The sequence below is a fragment of the Nostoc sp. C057 genome, assembly GCF_013393925.1.
Lineage (GTDB): Bacteria > Cyanobacteriota > Cyanobacteriia > Cyanobacteriales > Nostocaceae > Nostoc > Nostoc muscorum_A.
This window is the reverse complement of record NZ_CP040281.1, coordinates 6133972-6154973: the sequence shown is the minus strand read 5'-3', so window position 1 is coordinate 6154973 and position 21002 is coordinate 6133972. Positions and strand designations below refer to the sequence as shown.

Here is a 21002-nt window from a genome sequence, read left to right as displayed (position 1 = left end):
AGGAATACTTTGAGGAGTTTCTCATGAAAAAATCTGAATTATTGCAGCCTTATCAGATAATCCAAACTACTGAAAATAATCATGACTAAACCAATCTTGCTCTCAACTCCACACATGGGCGATCGCGAGCTAGAACTCATCAAAGAAGCTTTTGATACTAACTGGATTGCACCAGTAGGCCCACACGTAAATGCTTTTGAGCAAGAATTTTGTCAAGAAACTGGGGCTGGGTATGCGGCGGCTGTTAGTTCTGGTACAGCAGCTCTGCATTTGGCTTTACGGTTAGTAGGTGTCCAGTCTGGAGATGAAGTTTTTTGCTCTACCCTGACATTTATAGCTACCGCCAATCCAATTGCTTACCTAGGAGCAAAACCAGTATTTATTGATAGCGATCGCACTTCTTGGAATATGAATCCTGACTTATTGCAGGAAGCGCTAGAGAACCGCGCACGTTTTGGTAGATTGCCTAAAGCAGTGGTACTTGTTCATCTGTATGGTCAAAGTGCAGATATCGATCCCATCCTGAAAGCTTGCAATCAATATGACGTTCCTTTAATTGAAGACGCAGCTGAAGCTTTAGGTGCTACCTACAAAGAGCGTTCCCCCGGAACTTTTGGGCGCATTGGCATTTACTCCTTTAATGGCAATAAAATCATCACTACCTCCGGCGGTGGAATGTTGGTTTCCGACGATCCACAATTGGTAGCAAAAGCCCGTTTCTTAGCAACCCAAGCACGCGATTTATCTCCCCATTACCAACACTCAGAAATTGGTTACAACTACCGTCTGAGCAATGTTTTAGCTGGTATTGGTCGCGGTCAATTACATCTTTTGAGTGAGCGAGTGGCGGCTAGAAGACGCAACTTTAAAATTTACCAACAGGTTTTAGGAAATCTCCCAGGCATAGAATTTATGCCGGAAGCTATTTTTGGCCGTGCTACTCGCTGGTTAACCTGTTTAACAATCGATCCAGCAACTTTTGGAGTAGATCGAGAACAAGTCCGCATCGCACTTGCCGCACAGCAAATTGAAACTCGTCCTGTATGGAAGCCTTTGCATCTCCAGCCTGTGTTTGCTGAGTGTGAATATATTGGAGATACAGTCGCTAAAGATTTATTTACACACGGTCTTTGCCTACCTTCGGGTTCTAATCTTACAGACGAAGATTTGGAGCAAGTGATTAGTGAAATTCTAGCAGTTCACCATAATAGTTCTAAAACTCATACTTATATGTCTCTATCTAATCAGTAGCTTGGCTTGACAAATTATCTATCTTATTTATTTTACTTTTTTGCAATATTGAGTCATCCAATCTTAATTACATCAATCATTAAAAATTCAATTTAAATTTATGGAATCTCGAACAGAAAGCATTATTACGTTTAATATATATTTGCAAATTTTGAAGCGCCGATGGTTGTCTTTTATAGTAATATTTTTCCCAGCTTTGCTAATTTCATTGCTACCTTTGTTATTAAGACAGCCTAATTATATGGCAGAGGGAAAGCTGCTATTCCACAAAACAAATATAACTTCTTCCCTAACGGGAGTAGGAACAGAAATAAACAAGCTAGAATCAGTATCTCAGGATCAAACTAATCCTTTAAATACAGAAGCAGAAGTTATACGCTCTATACCTATAGCGCAAAAAGCTATAAAAAAACTCAACTTGAAGGATGACAAAGGGGAGCTTATAAAACTCCAGGCTTTTCTTAAAAAGTTGAATGTGAATAATATTGATGGAACTGATATTTTATTAGTATCATATCAAGATAAGAACCCGGAAATTGCAACAGAAGTTGTTAATAAATTGATGGATGCTTATTTAGAATATAATGTATCCGCTCAGAGGAATCAAACTACGGCTGCTCGCAAATTTTTAGAAAAACAGATGCCGAATGCAGAATTAACTGTTCTAAAAGCAGAAGCCGATATCGCAAAGTTTAAAGAAAATTATAAAAGTGTTTCCCTGCCAGAGGAAGCAAGTAAGGCAGTAGAAAATATTGCAGATTTACAAAAGAAATTTAGTGAAGCTCAATCAAAAATTGCTGATATCGATGCACAATCTAAAGAAATCCGCGAACAATTGGGTATGAACTCTCGGCAGGCAATGATTAAGACTTCCCTTAGCCAAATTTCAGGTGTACAAGATATTCTCAAAGAAATCCAACAATTAGAGTCGCAACTTACGCTCAGGCGAACTGTTGTAAAAGACACCCATCCGCAAATTATAGATTTAGAAGACAAATTAAAGTCTTTAAATGAGCTACTGCAACAACGTATAGAAAAAGTTACAGGAACGAATAAACTACAACTAAATCAAAACTATGAATTAGGAGAGCTACAACAGCAACTCTCAGCGAAGCTTATAGAATTAGAGTCAACCCATCTAGGTTTAGAAAGCCAAGCTGCTGCTTTATCTAACTTACAAGCTAGCCACAAACAACGTTTGAGTTATCTTCCGAGATTAGAACAACAACAACGCCAGTTAGAACGTAAAGCACAAGTCGCACAATCTACTTATTTACTTTTGCAACAAAAGCTAGAAGAAAGCCGTTTAGCAGAAAATCAAAACTTAGGTAATGCAATTATCCTATCCGAAGCTCAAGTTCCTCAAGAGCCTATTTCTTCTCCTTTTATGCTTGTGAGTGCTTCTTTATTGTCTATCCTGGCTACTTTAGTGGCTATCTTTATTTTGGAAGCAACAGATAAATCAATTAAGACTGTTGATGAGACCAAAAGTTGTTGGGATTGACTTCATTAGGGATTATTCTTTCTTTGAGTAATACCATTTCACGAATATTACTGAATTCTAAATGCAAACTTCAGAATCAATTTTATGGAGCTGCTTAAGTAGAAAATTCCAACCGATGTGCAGTACCATTATCTACAAAACTCTGTTCACCAACGCCGACTAATTCCACAATGGTTTCACGTGTTATGGGTGAAAACTCACCTTCTCTGGCTGCAATCTCAACAATGGTTGTTTGCTGCTCGGAATAAACATGGTAAGTTGTGGTGCAAAAGGCTCCTGTTTTGTACTCAAAAGTATGACCATCATCTTCATAAAGGGTAAACTCACCAACACCCTTCCAAATCCGCAGTCTCATTTGATTTATGGGATGTTCATCTACATATTGCATTACTGGTGCGATCGCAATAATGGAGCCAGCACGAACATATAACGGCATTTTCTCCAGTGGTGCATAAGCAAGAATGTGAGTTGGCCCTGTAAATTCCTCTCCACTCCACCAATCGTACCAACAACCTTCAGGCAAGTACACAGCACGATGTTCAACGCCTGGACGGTAAATAGGTGCTGCTAGTAAGGAGGGGCCAAGCATTACTTGATCGGCAAGAGAAAAGGTTTTTGGGTCATTGGGGAAATCATACAGAAGTGGGCGAAGAATTGGTGCGCCAGTAGTTGCAGCTAACCAAAAAAGACTGTAAATATAAGGTAGTAGTTGATAACGGAGTTCAATATACTCGCGGCAGATTTTTTCGATGCGATCGCCAAATACCCAAGGCTCATGCTGTGCAGTAGTTAATGCAGAATGCCCACGCATCAAGGGGTAAAGCATTCCTAGCTGCATCCAACGCGCATATAGTTCAGCCGTAGCATTCCCCGCAAACCCCCCAATATCACTACCAACAAAGGGAATGCCCGATAGGCCCAGGTTACAAAGCATTGGTATGGACATTTCCAAGTGTTCCCACAGAGATTGATTGTCTCCTGTCCAGATAGCTGACCAGCGTTGAATGCCGGCATATCCAGAGCGTGTCAATATAAAAGAGCGTTCAGTCGGACGAGATATTTTAGCTCCTTGATAAGATGCCTGTGCCATCATTAACCCATAAAGATTGTGAACTTCCTTGTGGGTGGTTATTTCCTCAATTGGCCCCTGTGGTGCATCAAGGGGAAAGGAAATTTTGTTACCAGGGTCGCCGAATGGACGGTCATCCAGTGCGGGTTCATTCATGTCGTTCCAGATGCCGGCAACACCAATATCAGTCAAACTTTTTTGCCAATTTCCCCACCAATCTCTAACTTCAGGACGTAGGTAATCAGGAAAGACAGCCTTGTCTGGCCAAACATAGCCGTGGAACAATTGACCATTAGTTTTTCGGATGAAATAGTTGTTGTTTAATCCCTCATCAAAGACTTTGTAATCTGCTTCTGGCTCGTATTTGACCCCCGGATCAACAATCGTCACTACTTTAAATCCATCTTGCTTAAGATTTTGGATTAATTTTTGAGGGTCAGCAAATCGCTTGGGACTCCAGGTAAAAATCCTATAGCTATTCATATAGTCAATATCTAAATGAATAACATCACAGGGAATGCGACGCTGACGAAATTCATCAGCTAGTTTGCCTACTATATCTTGTGACTCGTAACTCCAGCGACATTGGTGATAACCTAATGACCATCGAGGTGGCAAAGGCATCCGTCCAGTTAACTGCGTATAAGTCTGGATAATTTTCGCAGGTTCAGGCCCATAAATAATGTAGTAATCTAGTTCACTCCCTTGAGTTTCCATCTGCCAGACTCCAGGCTGCTGTGCGCCCAGATCAAATCGGCTCCAATAAGTAGTATTAAAAAAAAGTCCGTATCCCAATCCAGGACGCAAGGCGATGAAAAAAGGAATTGCCTGATACATACTGTCTGTCATGATGCCGTAATCGATCGCATCTGATGCCCAGTTGGTTTTGACTTTTGAACGCTGATCTAGTAAACCAGTCGGTTCACCAAAACCATAGAAATGTTCGTCAGATTCAATCCGTTTCCACCCAGCAACTTCCCCTGTCCGCCACCCCATCCCTAAGTCTGTATCTTGTGCAAAAGGCTGTCCTGCTGAGTCAAAGCACTGGATACGACACGGATCGCGGGACACGACAATACACAATTGCTCAGTTTCAATTTCTATAGTCTCTGCTTTTTCCCGCACTTCAAACGGCACAGTAAGCCATTCTTCATCCGCAAGTGCTACTGCCCACGATCGCCTAGAGAGAAATTCACCACTTGGGGCCATCCTTACCCGAATTAAGTTTGGTGCTAGCACACTAACTATTAGACAAGGGTCGCCGCACAGCAATAGGATATGACGCTCATTTTGTTGTATTGCTTGTACTGCTCCCAGGGTTGACCAAGGCGCTTCAGTTGTGTGCAGTTGTCCAAAGTATTGTGGCATAATTTCTGATTTTAAGATAATTATTTTACCCAATTGAGATTCACATAAACTACTACTCAAAAGCGTGTATCTTTAGGCATAGCGTATATTGAACTTTATTTATCACTGTCCTAGTAGTCTGCCAAGGAAACTTTGCATGGTGGTTAGCAGAGGGGCAGAGGAGCAGAGGGGCAGAGGGGAAAGAACTTGTATAAGCCTCTCCTCTGCTCCCCTGCTCCCCTGCTCCTCTGCCGACTTCCACCCAACAATTTTGGGTTGGCGAACTACTAGGCAATCAAAGCCGTGCTTTGGAGCCAAAAGTAGTAATATCTGCGATCGCAGATATTATCCCTTCAAGAGCGATCGCTTTCTATGCCCCACGATTACCCGTTTCTATGTGAATACGAAATTCTGAGCAAAGTCTTAAGGTGGATGAAGCTATGAGCTAAATTTGTTACTGTTGGCTAAAAATTACAATTGAGTAAATTTGATGAGTGTTCGAACACTACGCTCCTACGCTTTCCTATCAATTGGGGCAGCAGTTGTTACTATTGCTTTGAAGTTTGGGGCTTATCTGCTAACCGGATCGATAGGGTTGCTTTCGGATGCAATTGAATCGTGTGTGAATCTGGCGGCAGCATTGATAGCACTGTGGGCAGTAACTTATGCTGCCAAACCAGCCGATGCAGAACACACCTTTGGGCATTCTAAAGCGGAATATTTTTCCAGTGGAGCAGAAGGTGCATTGATTATAGTTGCAGCTATCAGTATTGGAGTTGAAGCTTGGGGAAGATTACTGCATCCAGAAGCGATCGCTCAAGTGGGATTGGGTTTGGCTCTATCAATGTTGGCAACAGCAGTCAATGGAGGAGTTGCTTTTGTCTTGCTAAAAGCGGGACGACGTTTGCGTTCGATTACACTGCGAGCTGATGCTCACCACCTGTTTACTGATGTCTGGACTTCGGGTGGTGTGATAGTGGGAATCTTTTTAGTTCAGGTAACAGGCTGGCTAATACTTGACCCAATCATCGCTTTGTTGGTAGCAGTCAATATTGTCTGGACAGGATTTAGTTTGCTACGAGAAAGCTTTTTTGGATTACTGGATACTGCCTTGCCTATTGAAGAAATAGAGACAATCCGGGTTATTCTCAGTAAATATGAACGCCAAGGTATCCAGTTCCATGCAATGCGTTCTCGGATTGCTGGAACACGTCGGTTTATTTCCTTTCATGTTTTAGTACCTGGAGTATGGACAGTGCAGCAAGGACATGATTTATGCGAAGCAATTGAGTTGAGCATCATTCAAGCATTGCCAAAAAGCAGCATCACAACTCATCTGGAACCATTAGAAGACCCTGTATCTTGGGACGATCAGGAATTGGAGCGGACTAGTAACCAATGACATGAATCACTTGCAAATACTGTTCAAGAGGTTAAATAATAGGTGAAGCACCTTCTAAACACAAAACAGCCACCTCTGCCCCATTCAACGATCCAACATCAGCAGCATTTTTTGAATGAGTGTATGTATGAGGCGGTAGCCCCTAGGGACGAAAAAAAGCAAGTACCTCTGAAAATCTGCATAATTATTTACCTAATTACACAGAAGTTACAGTTAGTAACTTCTGTGTAATTAGCAATTTTAAAAATTTTAACTATTTCCTTAACTGTCTTAACTGTCTTAACTGTCCGCTTAACTGTCTTAACTGTCTTAATTGTCTGGTTAGCTATCTTAAGCATCCGCTTAACTATCTCCTTAACTGTCTTAACTGCTATTGCATTTTGTAGATAAAGCTGAGATGATTTGTAGGCTGAACTTCAGCCTGTTCTTTGAAATGCAGTTATTAAATTGAAAAATAATCTAATTTAATAAATTTATTGTAGAAATCTATCATAATGAAAGTTTTTTCCGATATTAAATAGTAGGAATAAACGGTAAATCTTATCTCATAAGCAATCCCTAATCCATCTCAAAAAACTATGGAGTTCACACCAATTAAAAATATAAAATGCTTGTCATTAATGAAGGACAGTACCAGGAAAATTATACCAGCATAAATAGAAAAGCGAATGCTAAAAATTATTTTTACTTTGTTAGATTTAATTGCTAACATTTAAACCGGAGGTGTTCTTACAATCAGACTAATAGAATTTTATTAACCTTAAATAAATCTCATACATTTCCGAGCGCTAAATTATAGTGTTGAAAATCTCCCCAAAAATATATTTAGTATAGGAATGAGATATTTTACGAGCTATTATTTAAACACATAGTTCCTTTAAAAAAGAATATATTATTCTCATGAAAATATTTTTCTGAATTAGATACTTAAGTAGTGTTTTCATCAGCATCCAAGTGTAAGGATTTTAGGTAATTATTATAATGGATGACATAGTTAAAAAACTTGCTGGTCTGGGTCTTCCTGGTGTAATACTCGTGATTCTAACGGTAACAACAGGGGGGAGTTCTACTGCTGTTGCAGCTATTCTGACAGCCTTGGGAGGGCCGTTTGGCATCGTCGGAGGTATAGCGCTGCTAGGTCTAGTAACTGTGGTAGGAGATACTGTAACGGGATATGGAATTGAAGCCATTCTTAAAGGCATCTATACAGAACGTAGCAAAACTGAATCTGTGATATTTCTCTTCAAAGAAATTCAAGGTTTACCGATTACAGAGGAGCTAAAACTCAAACTGAAAAATCAACTTAGCGTAGCAATGATTACTGATACTAAAGAGGTTCGATATCTAAAAAAAATTGAAATCATCGAGAAATAGTTTTTATAAAACTGTACGTTGGTCAACCTAAATCTTGACCAATGTACAGCAAAATAATACTATTTTTCTCAAAGGGGACTTTAATAAGGATATAAAAGGAATTCGCACTCGAATTGTGAACAATCTGAGAGTAAATCCCGATTATTTGATTCCACTAGATAAAGAAATTATTCCTAAAACTGCAATTGGCAAAATTCAGCGATCGCAACTTAGCCAGCGCTTTAATGCAGGTGAGTTTAAAGCAATCATTAAACGGATTGATATATTACTGGGTAATGCCAATACTATTCCTGACTAGTTTTACCGTAAAGTTATGAAAGCAAAATTACAAATTTATTTTTTGTGGAGATTAAAATCTTGTGACAAACCAGATATATAGCCAATCAGTACTAACATTTGATGGTCAAGATGATTACATAGATTTTGGCAAAAACGATTTTGCTGGTGTTTTTGCTCAAGGAAGTTCAGCCTTTACGATTTCAGGATGGGTGAATCCTCATAAACTAACAGATAAAGCCACCACTTATGGAACGCGCAACGTTTTTTTCGCTCGTTCTTCAGATCGATATAGTGATAATTTTGAGTTTGGCATCAGTGAATCAGGGAACCTAGATGTATACATTGACGAGAATGTTGAAAAATTTATCAAACCCTTTGGTAATGGAGAATTAACTGTCGGACAATGGCACTTTTTTGCTATTGTTTTTAATAAGGGTCAAGTAAGTATATACCTTGACGAAAATGAGTACTTTGGCTACTTCACAGGTGACTCTTTAAACAAAGCAACGAGTTCTGTGACTCTGGGCGCGACTTTACACAACAACATATATTTCACCGGTCAATTAGCTAACATTAGCGTCTGGAATTACCCTTGTCCCCCAGTGGAAATCCAGAGGCATCGCTATCAACCTTTAGTTGGCAATGAACAGGGATTAATCGCTTATTGGGCATTAAACGAAGGGCAAGGGACAAGTGTAAAAGACCAAACTGGAAATGGCCATGATGGAAAATTGCGTGGCGATCCCAGTTGGGATGTTGCACAACTTCCCTTTGGAATTACACAATCATCCAGCGAGAGTGAGACACAAGACCAGATAGCAAGTAGTCCTGATGGGGAACAACCAGAGGAAACTGTGGTAGTGGATGAGGAAAGCCAGTTGATTGCACAAGTTATCCCCACTGAAGTAACTGCGATCGCTGAAGGTGATTTGCGGCAACTATCCGTTGAGGTTCCTCCGGTTGTAGAAACTGACATCCCCACAGAGAAAACAACGAAGGGAAAAAAAGGGGCAAAAAGACAGACCGAAAAATCTGCAAATATTCAAACTAACCAGCCAAAGGGACAGAAATCAGAAACAGCCCAAACAGTTGCAGTCAATATCCAACAACAGGAACAACCACAAACATTAACTCAGGAGCGATCGCCAAAAGCTATGAATACTAAAGCCAATTCCAAATATAAAATCCTTGCCATTGACGGAGGCGGTATTCGGGGCATTATCCCCACCATGATCCTGGCAGAAATTGAAAAGCGGACACAAAAGCCGATTTTTAGTTTGTTCGATTTAATTTCTGGTACTTCTAGCGGAGGAATTCTGGCACTCGGATTAACTAAACCCCGGTTAGATTTAGAGTCCACTGATACCTCACCCACCGCCCAATATAGTGCTGAGGATCTCCTGCAAATATATATTGAGTATGGGGCTGAGATATTTTACGAGCCATTCTGGGAAAAAGTACTCGGTCAAATAGAGGATATATTCGTTCAACCAAAATATTCTTCCGAAGGAAGAGAAGAAATTATTAAGCAATATTTTGGTGATAGTCCTCTAGAAAATAATCTCAAAGAAGTATTTGTAACTAGCTACGATATCGAGCAGCGAATTCCGATATTCTTTACTAACAAACTGGAAAAACAACAGACAGAATCGAAAAAGTTTCGTAAGTTATGTGCAGGTTTTACCCTCGCAGATGCGGCATTAGCAACTAGTGCAACTCCAACTTATTTTGCTCCCTATCGCGTTTCTAGCTCCCATAATACCAACGGATTTTATACTTTAGTCGATGGTGGAGTAGTTGCTAATAATCCAGCTAATTTGGCTATTTTAGAAGCACAAATCAGTAGACAAGAAGCAAAACAAGCCCTGAATATAGAGGATATCTTATTAGTATCCTTGGGTACTGGTTCCTTGACCAGTGTCTACGCTTATGATGAAGTCAAACAATGGGGACTATTACAATGGGCAAAACCACTGTTAAATATTGTACTGGACGGTGGGAGCGAAGTAGTAGCTGGAGAATTAGAACGGTTATTTGAGGCTACTAATAAAGGGAGTAAAGCTTCTTATTATCGATTCCAAACATTCCTAAAAAGCGAACTTGAAGCAATAGATAATGCCAAACTAGAAAATGTCCGGCAGTTACAAACTTTAGGTAGCATACTGATTCAAGAAAAAAGTCAACAAATCGATGAGTTGTGTAGTATTTTAACAAGCTAAATCTGAGAGGATGTTTTAAAAGTTGCCTTGGCGATATCAAAAGTTTTAGTTCCCTCTAAATCACTCGATAAATTGGGAAACTTTGATTCCAGTCTCCTGCCTTTTTAGGGGGATAGAGGGAATAAATTAAGTGTCTAAAATCACAGATAAACACTTTTAAAACAACCTTTGAGGCTTTCTGAGTAAGTATGTAAAACAACGAGGTATTGGAGTTGTGGCCAAATGGAGTCTTTAAGTAAAGCATCTTATCGAATTGTTGCCATTCCTGGAGAAGGGATTGGGCCAGAAGTAGTGGAAGCTTCCTTAAAAATTCTGCAACACGTTGCTAAAATTCAAGGATTTAGCTTACAGGTAGACTATGGTTGGCTCGGCGCAACTGCCTTTGAACAACTGGGTAGTTACTTCCCTCAAGCCACCGCCGAACTGTGCGATGGAGCCGATGGGATTGTATTTGGTGCAGTTAGTCAAGGCGGATTGCTGGAACTCCGAAAGCACTTCGACTTCTTTTGCAATCTTCGTCCAATCCTCAGCGTTAACAGTCTTGTACATAAATCTAGTCTTCGACCAGAAAAAATTCAAGGACTTGATATTCTCATCGTTCGAGAACTAGTCAGTGGAATCTATTTTGGCCCATCTGGACGCTCTTGCGATGAACAAGGAAATTATGGATACCATACAATGCGCTATTACGATGAAGAGATTCGTCGAATTGCTCACAAAGCATTAGAAAAAGCGCAATCTCGCCGAGGATTACTGACCGTATCTCACAAAGAAAACGCTTTACCTCATTTGCCTTGGACTCGTCTAGTTCAAGAAGAAGCTAGACAATTTCCCGGCGTTGTTGTTGAGCCAATGCTGGTAGATAACTTAGCTATGCAAATGGTTTTAAATCCCCAACGGTTTGATGTCATTTTGGCTGGTAATTTGTTTGGAGATATTCTCAGCGATATTGGTGGTGCATTAGTTGGCTCAATTGGCTTATTAGGATCGGCAAGTCTTAACGCTAATGGATTTGGTTTGTACGAGGCCATTCATGGTACGGCTCCAGATATTGCAGGCTTAGGAATTGCTAATCCCCTCGGAACCTTGGGCGCGTGTGTTTTAATGCTTCAGCAATGGGGAGAAGTGCAGGCTGCCCAACATATTATTGCAGCGCAAGACCGAATTTTAGCTAAGGGATACCGAACAGCTGATTTGTTTACCCAAGGAGAAGAAATTTTAGTTAACACTGCAACCTTAGTTGACCTTTTACTTGAAGAACTTTCAGTTGTGCAACATTCTCAATTAGGAGTGCTTCATGAGTCAAGAAAATAAAGTTTTACACCTTGGAGATGATATCAATACCGATGATATTATTCCTGCCAATCGAGCTACAAATGATGACTTAGATAGCTTAAAACATTATGCTTTAGAACATGTGATTGGAGCAGGTGAACTGCTAAAATATGATGTTATTGAAGCAGGAGAAAATTTCGGCTGTGGTTCCAGTCGAGAAATTGCTCCCATTGCCCTCCAAGCTGCTGGAATTACAAAGATTCGGGCGCAATCGTTCGCCGAAATTTTTTATCGTAATAGCATTAATATTGGACTTTCTCTAGAAATTTTAGGGGAGAAACAGGAGAATCCTGTCGTTGATGCGATCGCAGCAGCAGGTGGGTTAATGTCTTTTAATCAGATGCGTCGTCAGGGTCAGATTACCATTCCTCGCAGCCTGACCCCGACCCGACCCATGACTTTAGTAGAAAAACTTTTGGCCAAAGCCTCTAGAAATTCCTACGTCCAGCCTGGAGAAGTGGTTTTTGCTCAGGTCGATTTAGCATTATCCCATGATGCTGTAGCCGGGCCTGTAGCTAAAACATTCTATAAACAGTATGGAGAAGGAGCAAAGTTATGGGACTCCCAAAAGGTGGTCTTAGTAGCAGATCACTTCATCCAAATCAACGACATCCGTGCTGATGACAAAGCATATCTGATGTACGAACAGATGATTGAATTTGCTAAATTCCAAGAATGCCACTTATTTGATGTGGTTTCCCCAGGTGAAGCAGCAGGCATCTGTCACGTTTTACTTCCAGAAAAAGGGTTTGTCCGACCAGGGATGATAATTGCCGGTACAGATTCCCATACCTGCACATACGGGGCATTGGGAGCTTTTTCCACAGGGGTGGGAACGACAGATATGGCTAATATTTATGCCACAGGAGATATGTGGATTCGTGTTCCTCCAACCCTGGTATTTGAGTTATCTGGAACCTTACCTCCTAAAATCAGTGCCAAAGATATTATCCTGTTTATTTTGGGACAAATCGGCTGTGCTGGTGCTACCAGTAAAGTAATGGAGTTTAGAGGGTCAATCCTCACACAACTACCTTTTGATGAACGGTTGACTTTAGCCAATATGGCCGTGGAGTGTGGGGCAATCTGTGGGTTGATTGTTCCTGATGAAGTAACCCGTGAGTATCTAAAAAACCGAGTTTCAGAAGAATTTCAAGAGATTATTGGCGATGCTGATGCTGAGTACGAAAGGGTTTATCAATTTGACCTCAGCAGTTTAGAACCACAAGTTGCACGTCCCCCAAAACCAGATCAAGTAGTTGCCATTAGTCAGTTAGAAAACATTCCGATTACCAAAGCCTTTATTGGCTCTTGTACTGGAGGAAAACTCTATGACTTAGCTCAGGCAGCCGAAGTTTTAAATGGTCGCCAACTGGCAGACGGTGTAAACTTGTTTATTGTACCTGCAACCATTGAAATTAGAGAACAAGCTCAAGAATTGGGCTATCTCGACATTTTTGAACAAGCAGGGGCACAAATTCTTAAGACAGGTTGTGGGGCTTGTATCAATTCTGGATTTGGGGTTTTGGCGAAAGAAGAAACAGGTATTTATGCAACCAATCGCAATTTTAAAGGACGCAGTGGCGATCCAACGGGCAAAAATTATTTAGCCTCACCCAGAACAGTAGCTATCTCTGCTGTAAATGGAAAAATTAGCGATCGCTTTGATTAAAGACTGAGCTATCAGATGAGGTTGAATTAGAGATAAAACTCAAAGAATATTAACCCAATCTGAACGTGAATTACTCTTATTTAGCTTAGTCTAGGTTTTAAGAGAAGTTTCTTGATTTACAAAGACTCTATCCTCTTACCCTTAGTAATGTCTTAACCAACAAAAAAAGGATTTTAGGTAATTAAAATGGACGAAATCGCTAAAAAACTTGCTGGTCTGGGTCTTCCTGGGATAATTCTCGTGATTTTAACAGTTACATCAGCAGGTAGTAATGCTGCTATTGTTGCTGCCCTCACAGCAGTAGGAGGCCCATTTGGCATCGTTGGAGGTATAGGTTTACTTGGTCTAATTACGGTTCTAGGTGATACTGTCGCGGGATATGGAATTGAAGCTGTTCTCAAGGCTGTCTATACAGAACGGAGTAAAACCGAATCTGTAAGATATCTCCTGAAAGAAATTAAAGATTTACCCATTTCAGAGGAGCTAAAACTCAAACTTAAAAATCACCTTAGCCCAGAAACTGTTACTGAGGTGGAAGATGTTCAGGCTCCAAAAACAATTGAAATTGTCGAGGAATAATTTCACGGTTAGATTTGGTGACATTTAAAATCAAATGGCACAAATCCTATTTGGGATTTTAGATTAGGGATTTGGTGTTATTAAAAGCTGACTGGATTTTGCTTTAAGATATCATTCGGATTCTATTTTCAAAACAGTATCAGTTAACCGATCGCACCAAATTTCTATGAGCAAAGAAAATGGCCTCTGAGTCCAATCTCACCGATTAAACCCTCAAAGGCCTATTTTTTGAGATATCTATGCAATAAATCTGTTACCTAACAGAAGCCCAAAAATCGCTCTAAAGGTCTGTGAAAGAAATAACTGTAAAGCCTGGGCAAGCATATAGTAAAAAGTTAGAGAAATTGTAAAATCCTTACTTTCTGTACCAAATTTATTATGGAAGAAACTATCATTAACTCTATTCAAAATATTAATAATTTGTCTGCCTTAACTGAGCAGGAGCGACATAAAATATTGGTGGAATGGAATCATACAACGGTAGATTATCCAAAGCACTTATGTATACATCAGTTATTTGAAGCACAAGTAGAAAAAACTCCAGACAGCATCGCTGTTGTGTTCAAGGAGGAACAACTAACTTATCAAGAGTTGAACCACCGAGCCAACAAAATAGCACATTATCTACAAATTTGGGGTGTAAAACCAGAGATGTTGGTAGGGATTTGCGTTGAGCGATCGCTAGAAATGATTGTAGGAATGTTGGGTATCCTCAAGGCGGGTGGAGCATACATTCCACTAGATCCAACGTATCCGAAAGAGCGTCTATCGTTTATGCTCTCAGATTCGCAAGTCCAAGTGGTGTTAACCCAAGACAAATTTGTTGAAGAATTAGCTGCAAGTGGGGCGAAGTTGATTTGTCTGGATACTGGCAGGGAATCTTTTCAGCGAGAGAGCAACGAGAATCTTAGTAGTGGGGTTACACCCGAAAATCTGGCTTATGTAATTTACACATCAGGGTCAACAGGAACACCCAAAGGCGTGCTACTCCAGCATCAAGGCGTGTGTAATTTAGTCCAGGCACAAATAAAGCTGTTTGATGTAAAGCAAAATAGCCGTGTTCTCCAGTTTGCTTCTTTCAGCTTTGATGCTTCAGTTTGGGAAATTTTCATGGCTGTGTGTTCAGGAGGTAGCCTTTACATTGGCACTCAAGATTCCTTGCGCCCAGGAACAGATTTAATTGAATTTTTGCGTGAGCAATCAATAACTCAGGTAACACTACCACCCACAGCACTAGCAGCGTTACCAAAAGAGGAATTGCCAAACTTGCAAACCCTCATCGTCGCCGGAGAAGCTTGTAATCCGAAGCTGATTGCTGAATGGTCAAAAGGACGGCGCTTTTTTAATGCTTACGGGCCAACAGAATCAACAGTCTGCGCCACAGTAGCAGAATATACTGGCGGCACTCAACTGACAATTGGTCGAGCGATCGCTAATACACAAGTTTATATCCTCGACAACCATCAACAACCAGTTCCGATTGGTACTCCTGGCGAATTGTATATTGGTGGCGATGGCTTGGCTAGAGGCTATCTGAACCGCCCAGAGTTAACCAAGGAAAAATTTATTCCCCATCCCTTTGAGAAAACAGAAGGGAGTAGATTATACAAAACTGGCGATTTAGCCCGCTTCTTACCAAATGGCAACATTGAATTTTTGGGGCGAATCGATCATCAGGTGAAGATTCGCGGCTTCCGTATTGAACTGGGAGAAATTGAGGCGCTTTTGAGTCAATACCCGGATGTACAGCAAGCGGTGGTAATCAGCCGTGAAGACATCCCTGGTGATAAGCGTCTTGTCGCCTATATTGTGCTTAACCAAATTGATGCAAGCGTCACTACCCTCAAACGCTTTCTTCAAGAAAAACTGCCTAACTACATGGTGCCAGCAGTCTTTGTAATCCTAGACTCCTTGCCCCTTACTCCCAATGGTAAAGTTGATCGTCAAAATCTTCCAGCCTGCGATCGCACACGCCCCGATCTTGAAGAAACCTTTATCGCACCTCGTAACTCCACTGAAGCAACACTCTTCAGCATCTGGGCTGAGTTACTGGGACTTGAGCAGATAGGAATCGATGACAATTTTTTCAATTTGGGTGGTCATTCCTTAATAGCAGCTCAGATGCTTTCCCGCATCCGCGAGGGTTTCCAAGTCGAGTTATTCTTTCACCACATTTTTGCCAATCCTACCATAGCGGGTCTAGCTGGGCTGATTGAACAGCACAGCCAACTCAAACAACAGTTGCAACGTCCTGCTATGCAGCCAATTCCACGGTCAGGATACTTGCCTGCATCCTTTGCTCAAGAGCGAGTATACTTCATCCAAGAAGTAGCACCTGAAAGTGCTGCCTATCAAGCTCAGGTAACTCTGCGATTCACCGGGAAACTTAATGTGTCTGCATTAGAGCAGTGCCTCAGTGAGATTGTCCGACGGCATGAAATCTTCCGCACAACTTTTCCGGCAATAGATGGACGGTTATTTCAAGTAATCCACCCAGCCTCACCACTTAAGTTAACAGTGGTAGACCTCCAGAGATTTCCTGAGTCTGAGCAAGAAGCAGAAAGTCAGCGCCTATTTGACGCAGAGGTGCAAAAGCCCTTCTACTTAAATCAACTGCCGTTAGTTAGGTGGTTATTGTTGAAGTTGAGCAACCAAAACCATCTTTTGATCCACATCGAACATCACATGGTTCATGATGGCTGGTCTTTCAACAATGTGTTCTTGAATGAGTTCCTGGAACTTTATCAAGCCTTCTGTTTGGGTAATCCCTCCCCACTGCCAGAATTAACATTCCAGTTTGGAGATTATGCCCATTGGCAGCGAGAGTGGGTTAAAAGCCAGGAAGCCGAAGCACAGTTAGCTTATTGGCAACAAAAGTTATCCGGCAGTCCGCCCCTATTGGAATTACCATCAGACCGCCCGCGACCAGCAGAACAAACTTACAACGGCGCTCAAGTCAGGGTAGAGTTGCCCATTAGCTTGTGTGAATCTTTGAGAGTTTTGAGCCGTCAAGAGGGAATCACCTTATTCATGACGACGCTAACGGCTTTTTTAGTAATATTGCACCGATACACCAGACAGGACGATCTCTGTGTGGGGACAGCTGTTGCCAATCGGCGGATGCGCGAGACAGAACAATTAATTGGCATGATCGTCAATAATTTGGTTTTACGCACCGATTTGTCTGGTAATCCCACGTTTCGGGAGTTACTAGATCGAGTCCGCCAAGTCAGTCTAGAAGCTTTTGCTAACGAAGATTTACCCTTCGATAAGGTCGTGGAGGTTCTGAAACCAATACGGAACCTGAGTTATAATCCCCTGTTTCAGGTGATGTTTAGCTTCCATGATTCTCCTCGTCCAGACTTAACTCTCCCAGAGTTGAACATCACCACGAATGTAGCCCTCAGCAACAAATCAACAAAGTTTGATCTTGATGTCGTTCTGATCCCGCAACATGGTATAGAAAAGGGAATTAGTGTTATTTGGGAATACAACACCGATTTATTCGACGCTGCCACAATCCAGCAGATGGCAGAGCAGTATCAAACTTTACTAGTGGGAATTGTTGCTAATCCAGAGCAGCGAGTTTCTGAATTACCACTGTTAACGCAGACTCAGCAGCAGTTACTAGTGGAGTGGAATCAGACTCAGAAAGAGTATCCCGCTAAAGAGTGTATTCACGATTTATTTGCGGCTCAGGTGGAGTTAATGCCCGACGCTGTAGCTATTCAACAAGAAGGTCAACAGTTAACTTACCGCGAATTGAGCGATCGCGCCAATCAACTAGCCCACCATCTGCAAAGTTTGGGAGTCAAACCAGAAACCTTAGTCGGTATCTGCGTTGAGCGTTCCCCAGAGATGATTATCGCCTTACTCGGCATTCTCAAAGCTGGGGGTGCATACATTCCCCTTGACCCTGCCTATCCCGAAGAGCGACTGGCTGATATTCTCGAAGATACACAACTAAGTATTCTGCTGACTCAAGAAAGATTCCAGGGCAAAGTACCAAATTATGCCGGAAAAACGATCTGTTTAGATAGAGATTGGAAAATAATTGCTCAACACAGTACAGCCAATCCGATTACTAAGGTTCAACTCCATAACCTCGCATATATTATTTACACCTCTGGTTCCACAGGTAAACCCAAAGGGGTGATGATTGAACAGCGATCGCTAATAAATTTTGTCATCACTGCCACTCATGAATATGGAATTAATGCGGGCGATAATATTCTGCAATTTGCGTCAATCTGTTTTGATACATCTATTGAAGAAATCCTACCTTGTCTTTTAGTCGGTGCAACATTAGTGCTGCGAACCGAACAGATGTTGCACTCCAGCGATGAATTTTGGCGGTGTTGCCGAGAATGGCAGTTAACTGTTTTGGATCTTCCCACAGCGTACTGGCATCAATTAGTCGCAGAACTTACCCCTGAAGACTCCCGAATTCCCGAAAGTATCAGAATAGTGATTATTGGTGGGGAAGAAGTTCAACTCGAAAAAGTGAAGCGCTGGCACAGTAGTGTTGCTCACTTCTGGCATCCACCCCAATTACTTAATAGTTATGGGCCAACAGAAGCAACGGTTATAGCCACCTTAGATCGCTTAACCCCATCAGCCTCCTCTGTTAGCATTGGACGACCGATTAGCAATGTTCAGGTTTATGTCCTGGATAAATATCTGCAACCTGTCCCTATAGGAGTTCCCGGAGAACTGCACATTGGCGGAGCCGGATTAGCTAGAGGCTATTGGCAACGGACTGAACTTACCGCAGAGAAATTTATCCAAAATGCAAAATTGGATCGCCTCTACAAAACAGGAGATTTAGCACGATTTCGCGCAGATGGCAATCTAGAATATCTTGGTCGAGTTGACGATCAGGTGAAAATTCGCGGCTTCCGCATTGAGTTGGGAGAAATCGAAACGGTGCTGAGACAACACCCACAGGTGTTTCAAACTGTGGTTATTGCTCGTGAAGACATTCCGGGACAAAAGCGGCTTGTAGCTTATGTTGTACCGCACGAGCCGCAACCAACCACTGATGAACTGCGCCAGTTCCTAAAAGCAAAGTTGCCTAATTATATGGTTCCTTCAGCTTTCGTGCAGCTGAAAGCCCTGCCGATGACTCCGAACCGCAAGATAGACTACCGCTCCCTACCAGCACCCGATCTCTCTCGTGGCGCAGAAGATAACTTTGTTGCACCCCAAACCCCTACAGAAGAGAGATTAGCAGCAATTTGGTCGGAAATCTTAAGACTAAAACAAGTCGGCATCCACGATAACTTCTTTGAATTGGGCGGCGACTCCATTCTCAGCATTCAGGTAATTTCAAGAGCTAATCAAGCGGGTATCCAAATTGCCCCTAAACAGCTATTTCAGTACCAAACCATTGCTGAATTAGCTGCTGTGGCAGGCATGACTCGCTCTGTCAAAGCCGAACAAGGATTAGTAACTGGCAAGGTGGCGCTAACACCTATCCAACACTGGTTTTTTGAGCAGAAATTGCCCGAATCTGATTACTTTAACCAGTCAGCCATGCTGGAAGTGCCGCCAGATTTGCAACCAGAGCTATTGCAGCAAGTTGTACAAGAATTGTTATTGCATCACGATGCTTTGCGTCTGCGATTTGTGCAGGAAGGGGAAAACTGGCAGCAGTTTAACGCCTCTACCCTAGAAGCTGTGCCATTTAGCGTCATCAATTTATCGCACCTATCGGCAGAAGAACAACAAACAGTAATGAAAGCGGCAGATGCTGAACTCCAAGCTAGTTTGAATCTATCGACTGGGGCGATCGCACGAGTAGTACTGTTTAGGTTGGGCAACGATCAACCTGGTCGGTTACTGTTCATCATCCATCATTTAGTAGTAGATGGCATTTCGTGGCGGATTTTGCTTGAAGACTTGGCTATGGCTTACCAGCAAATCAGCCGTGGTGAAGCCATTAAATTACCAGCTAAAACAACTTCTTTTCAATATTGGAGCGATCGCCTCACAGAATACGCCCAATCAGAGGCAGTCACAGAGTTGGATTACTGGCTAAGTCAATCTAGTATTCAAGTTACAGCTTTACCAGTAGACTATCCTTCCGATAAAGAAAATAACACTGTAGCCTCAACTGCGTCTGTGTCAATTTCTTTAACTGAAGAACAGACCCGCGCCCTTTTGCAGGATGTACCCTCTGCCTACAACACTCAAATTAATGATGTGCTGTTGACTGCCCTAGTGCAAAGCTTTGCCCAATGGACGGGAGAACGTTCTCTGCTTGTTGATTTAGAGGGACATGGACGAGAAGACTTGTTTGAGGATGTGGATTTGTCGCGGACTGTAGGTTGGTTTACTACTTTATTCCCCGTTCATTTACAGCTAGAAGAAATTGACCATCCAGGAGAGGTTTTAAAGTTAGTTAAAGAACAACTGCGGCGCATCCCCAACCGAGGAATAGGCTATGGCGTGTTGCGATATTTGCACCCGGATGACACAATTCGCACGAAACTACAAAGTTTCCCCCAAGCACAAGTAAGTTTTAACTACCTTGGTCAATTCGATCAAGTGCTTAAGGCTTCTACCGCCTTGGGTTTGGCTCAAGAATTCAAAGCTGAACAGAGTTTACTTAATCAGCGCAGCCACCTGTTAGGGGTAAGCGGATTCATTCGTACAGGAAGGCTAGAAATGACTTGGGCTTACAGCGAGAAAATTCATAAACGAGACACTATTGAGGGTTTGGCCTTTGGATTTATTGAGGCATTGCGATCGCTCATTACCCACTGTCAATCCCCTGATGCGATCGGTAATACACCTTCAGACTTCTCAGCAGCCAGACTCAGCCAAAAACAGCTTGACAAATTTATGACCAAAATCAAAAAAAATAAAACGAAGTAGTCATTTGTCATTTGTCATTTGTCATTGGTCATTTGTCATTTGTCATTGGTCATTGGTCATTAGTCAAGAATCATTTTTTATTTTCCCCATTC

11 protein-coding genes are annotated in these 21002 nt (G+C 41.8%); 10 read left to right on the top strand and 1 reads right to left on the bottom strand.

Annotated features, from left to right (window positions below):
- The first annotated feature begins 81 nt into the window (after positions 1-81).
- Positions 82-1251 (top strand): DegT/DnrJ/EryC1/StrS family aminotransferase, encoded by a 1170-nt coding sequence (locus FD724_RS26370; protein WP_179074637.1) that lies wholly within the window; start codon positions 82-84, stop codon positions 1249-1251.
- 100 nt (positions 1252-1351) lie between these two features.
- Positions 1352-2755, top strand: a complete 1404-nt coding sequence (locus tag FD724_RS26365) for a GumC family protein (RefSeq protein ID WP_179074636.1) — start codon at positions 1352-1354, stop codon at positions 2753-2755.
- A 94-nt stretch (positions 2756-2849) separates the two neighbouring features.
- On the opposite strand, the gene FD724_RS26360 is transcribed toward FD724_RS26365, so the two are convergent.
- Entirely contained in the window at positions 2850-5192 is a 2343-nt protein-coding gene (locus FD724_RS26360; RefSeq protein WP_179074635.1) for a glycoside hydrolase family 31 protein, read from the bottom strand.
- 469 nt (positions 5193-5661) lie between these two features.
- On the opposite strand from FD724_RS26360, the gene FD724_RS26355 reads away from it, so the two are divergent.
- The 8 genes from FD724_RS26355 (at position 5662) to FD724_RS26320 (ending at position 20910) form a co-directional block, all read left to right on the top strand.
- Complete coding sequence (locus tag FD724_RS26355; protein WP_179074634.1) at positions 5662-6573, top strand: cation diffusion facilitator family transporter; 912 nt, start codon at positions 5662-5664, stop codon at positions 6571-6573.
- A 981-nt stretch (positions 6574-7554) separates the two neighbouring features.
- A complete protein-coding gene (locus FD724_RS26350) occupies positions 7555-7947 on the top strand; it encodes a hypothetical protein (RefSeq protein ID WP_179074633.1) in 393 nt (130 codons plus the stop codon).
- A gap of 115 nt (positions 7948-8062) precedes the next feature.
- Positions 8063-8245 carry a hypothetical protein gene (locus FD724_RS26345; protein WP_218651479.1) on the top strand — a complete coding sequence of 61 codons (183 nt, stop codon included), beginning with the start codon at positions 8063-8065 and terminating at the stop codon, positions 8243-8245.
- 61 nt (positions 8246-8306) lie between these two features.
- The gene (locus tag FD724_RS26340; protein WP_179074632.1) at positions 8307-10445 is read left to right on the top strand and encodes a patatin-like phospholipase family protein; all 2139 of its coding nucleotides are present in this window, start codon (positions 8307-8309) and stop codon (positions 10443-10445) included.
- Between the two features lie 222 nt (positions 10446-10667).
- On the top strand, positions 10668-11759 hold the full coding sequence (locus tag FD724_RS26335; RefSeq protein WP_179074631.1) for an isocitrate/isopropylmalate dehydrogenase family protein: 1092 nt from the start codon (positions 10668-10670) through the stop codon (positions 11757-11759).
- Positions 11743-13452, top strand: coding sequence for an aconitase/3-isopropylmalate dehydratase large subunit family protein (locus FD724_RS26330; RefSeq protein ID WP_179074630.1), 1710 nt, complete (start codon positions 11743-11745; stop codon positions 13450-13452). The genes FD724_RS26335 and FD724_RS26330 overlap by 17 nt, the downstream gene beginning before the upstream one ends.
- Before the next feature lie 186 nt (positions 13453-13638).
- Positions 13639-14031 carry a hypothetical protein gene (locus tag FD724_RS26325; RefSeq protein WP_012409014.1) on the top strand — a complete coding sequence of 131 codons (393 nt, stop codon included), beginning with the start codon at positions 13639-13641 and terminating at the stop codon, positions 14029-14031.
- Between the two features lie 378 nt (positions 14032-14409).
- Positions 14410-20910, top strand: a complete 6501-nt coding sequence (locus tag FD724_RS26320; protein ID WP_179074629.1) for a non-ribosomal peptide synthetase — start codon at positions 14410-14412, stop codon at positions 20908-20910.
- The last annotated feature ends 92 nt before the right edge of the window (positions 20911-21002 follow it).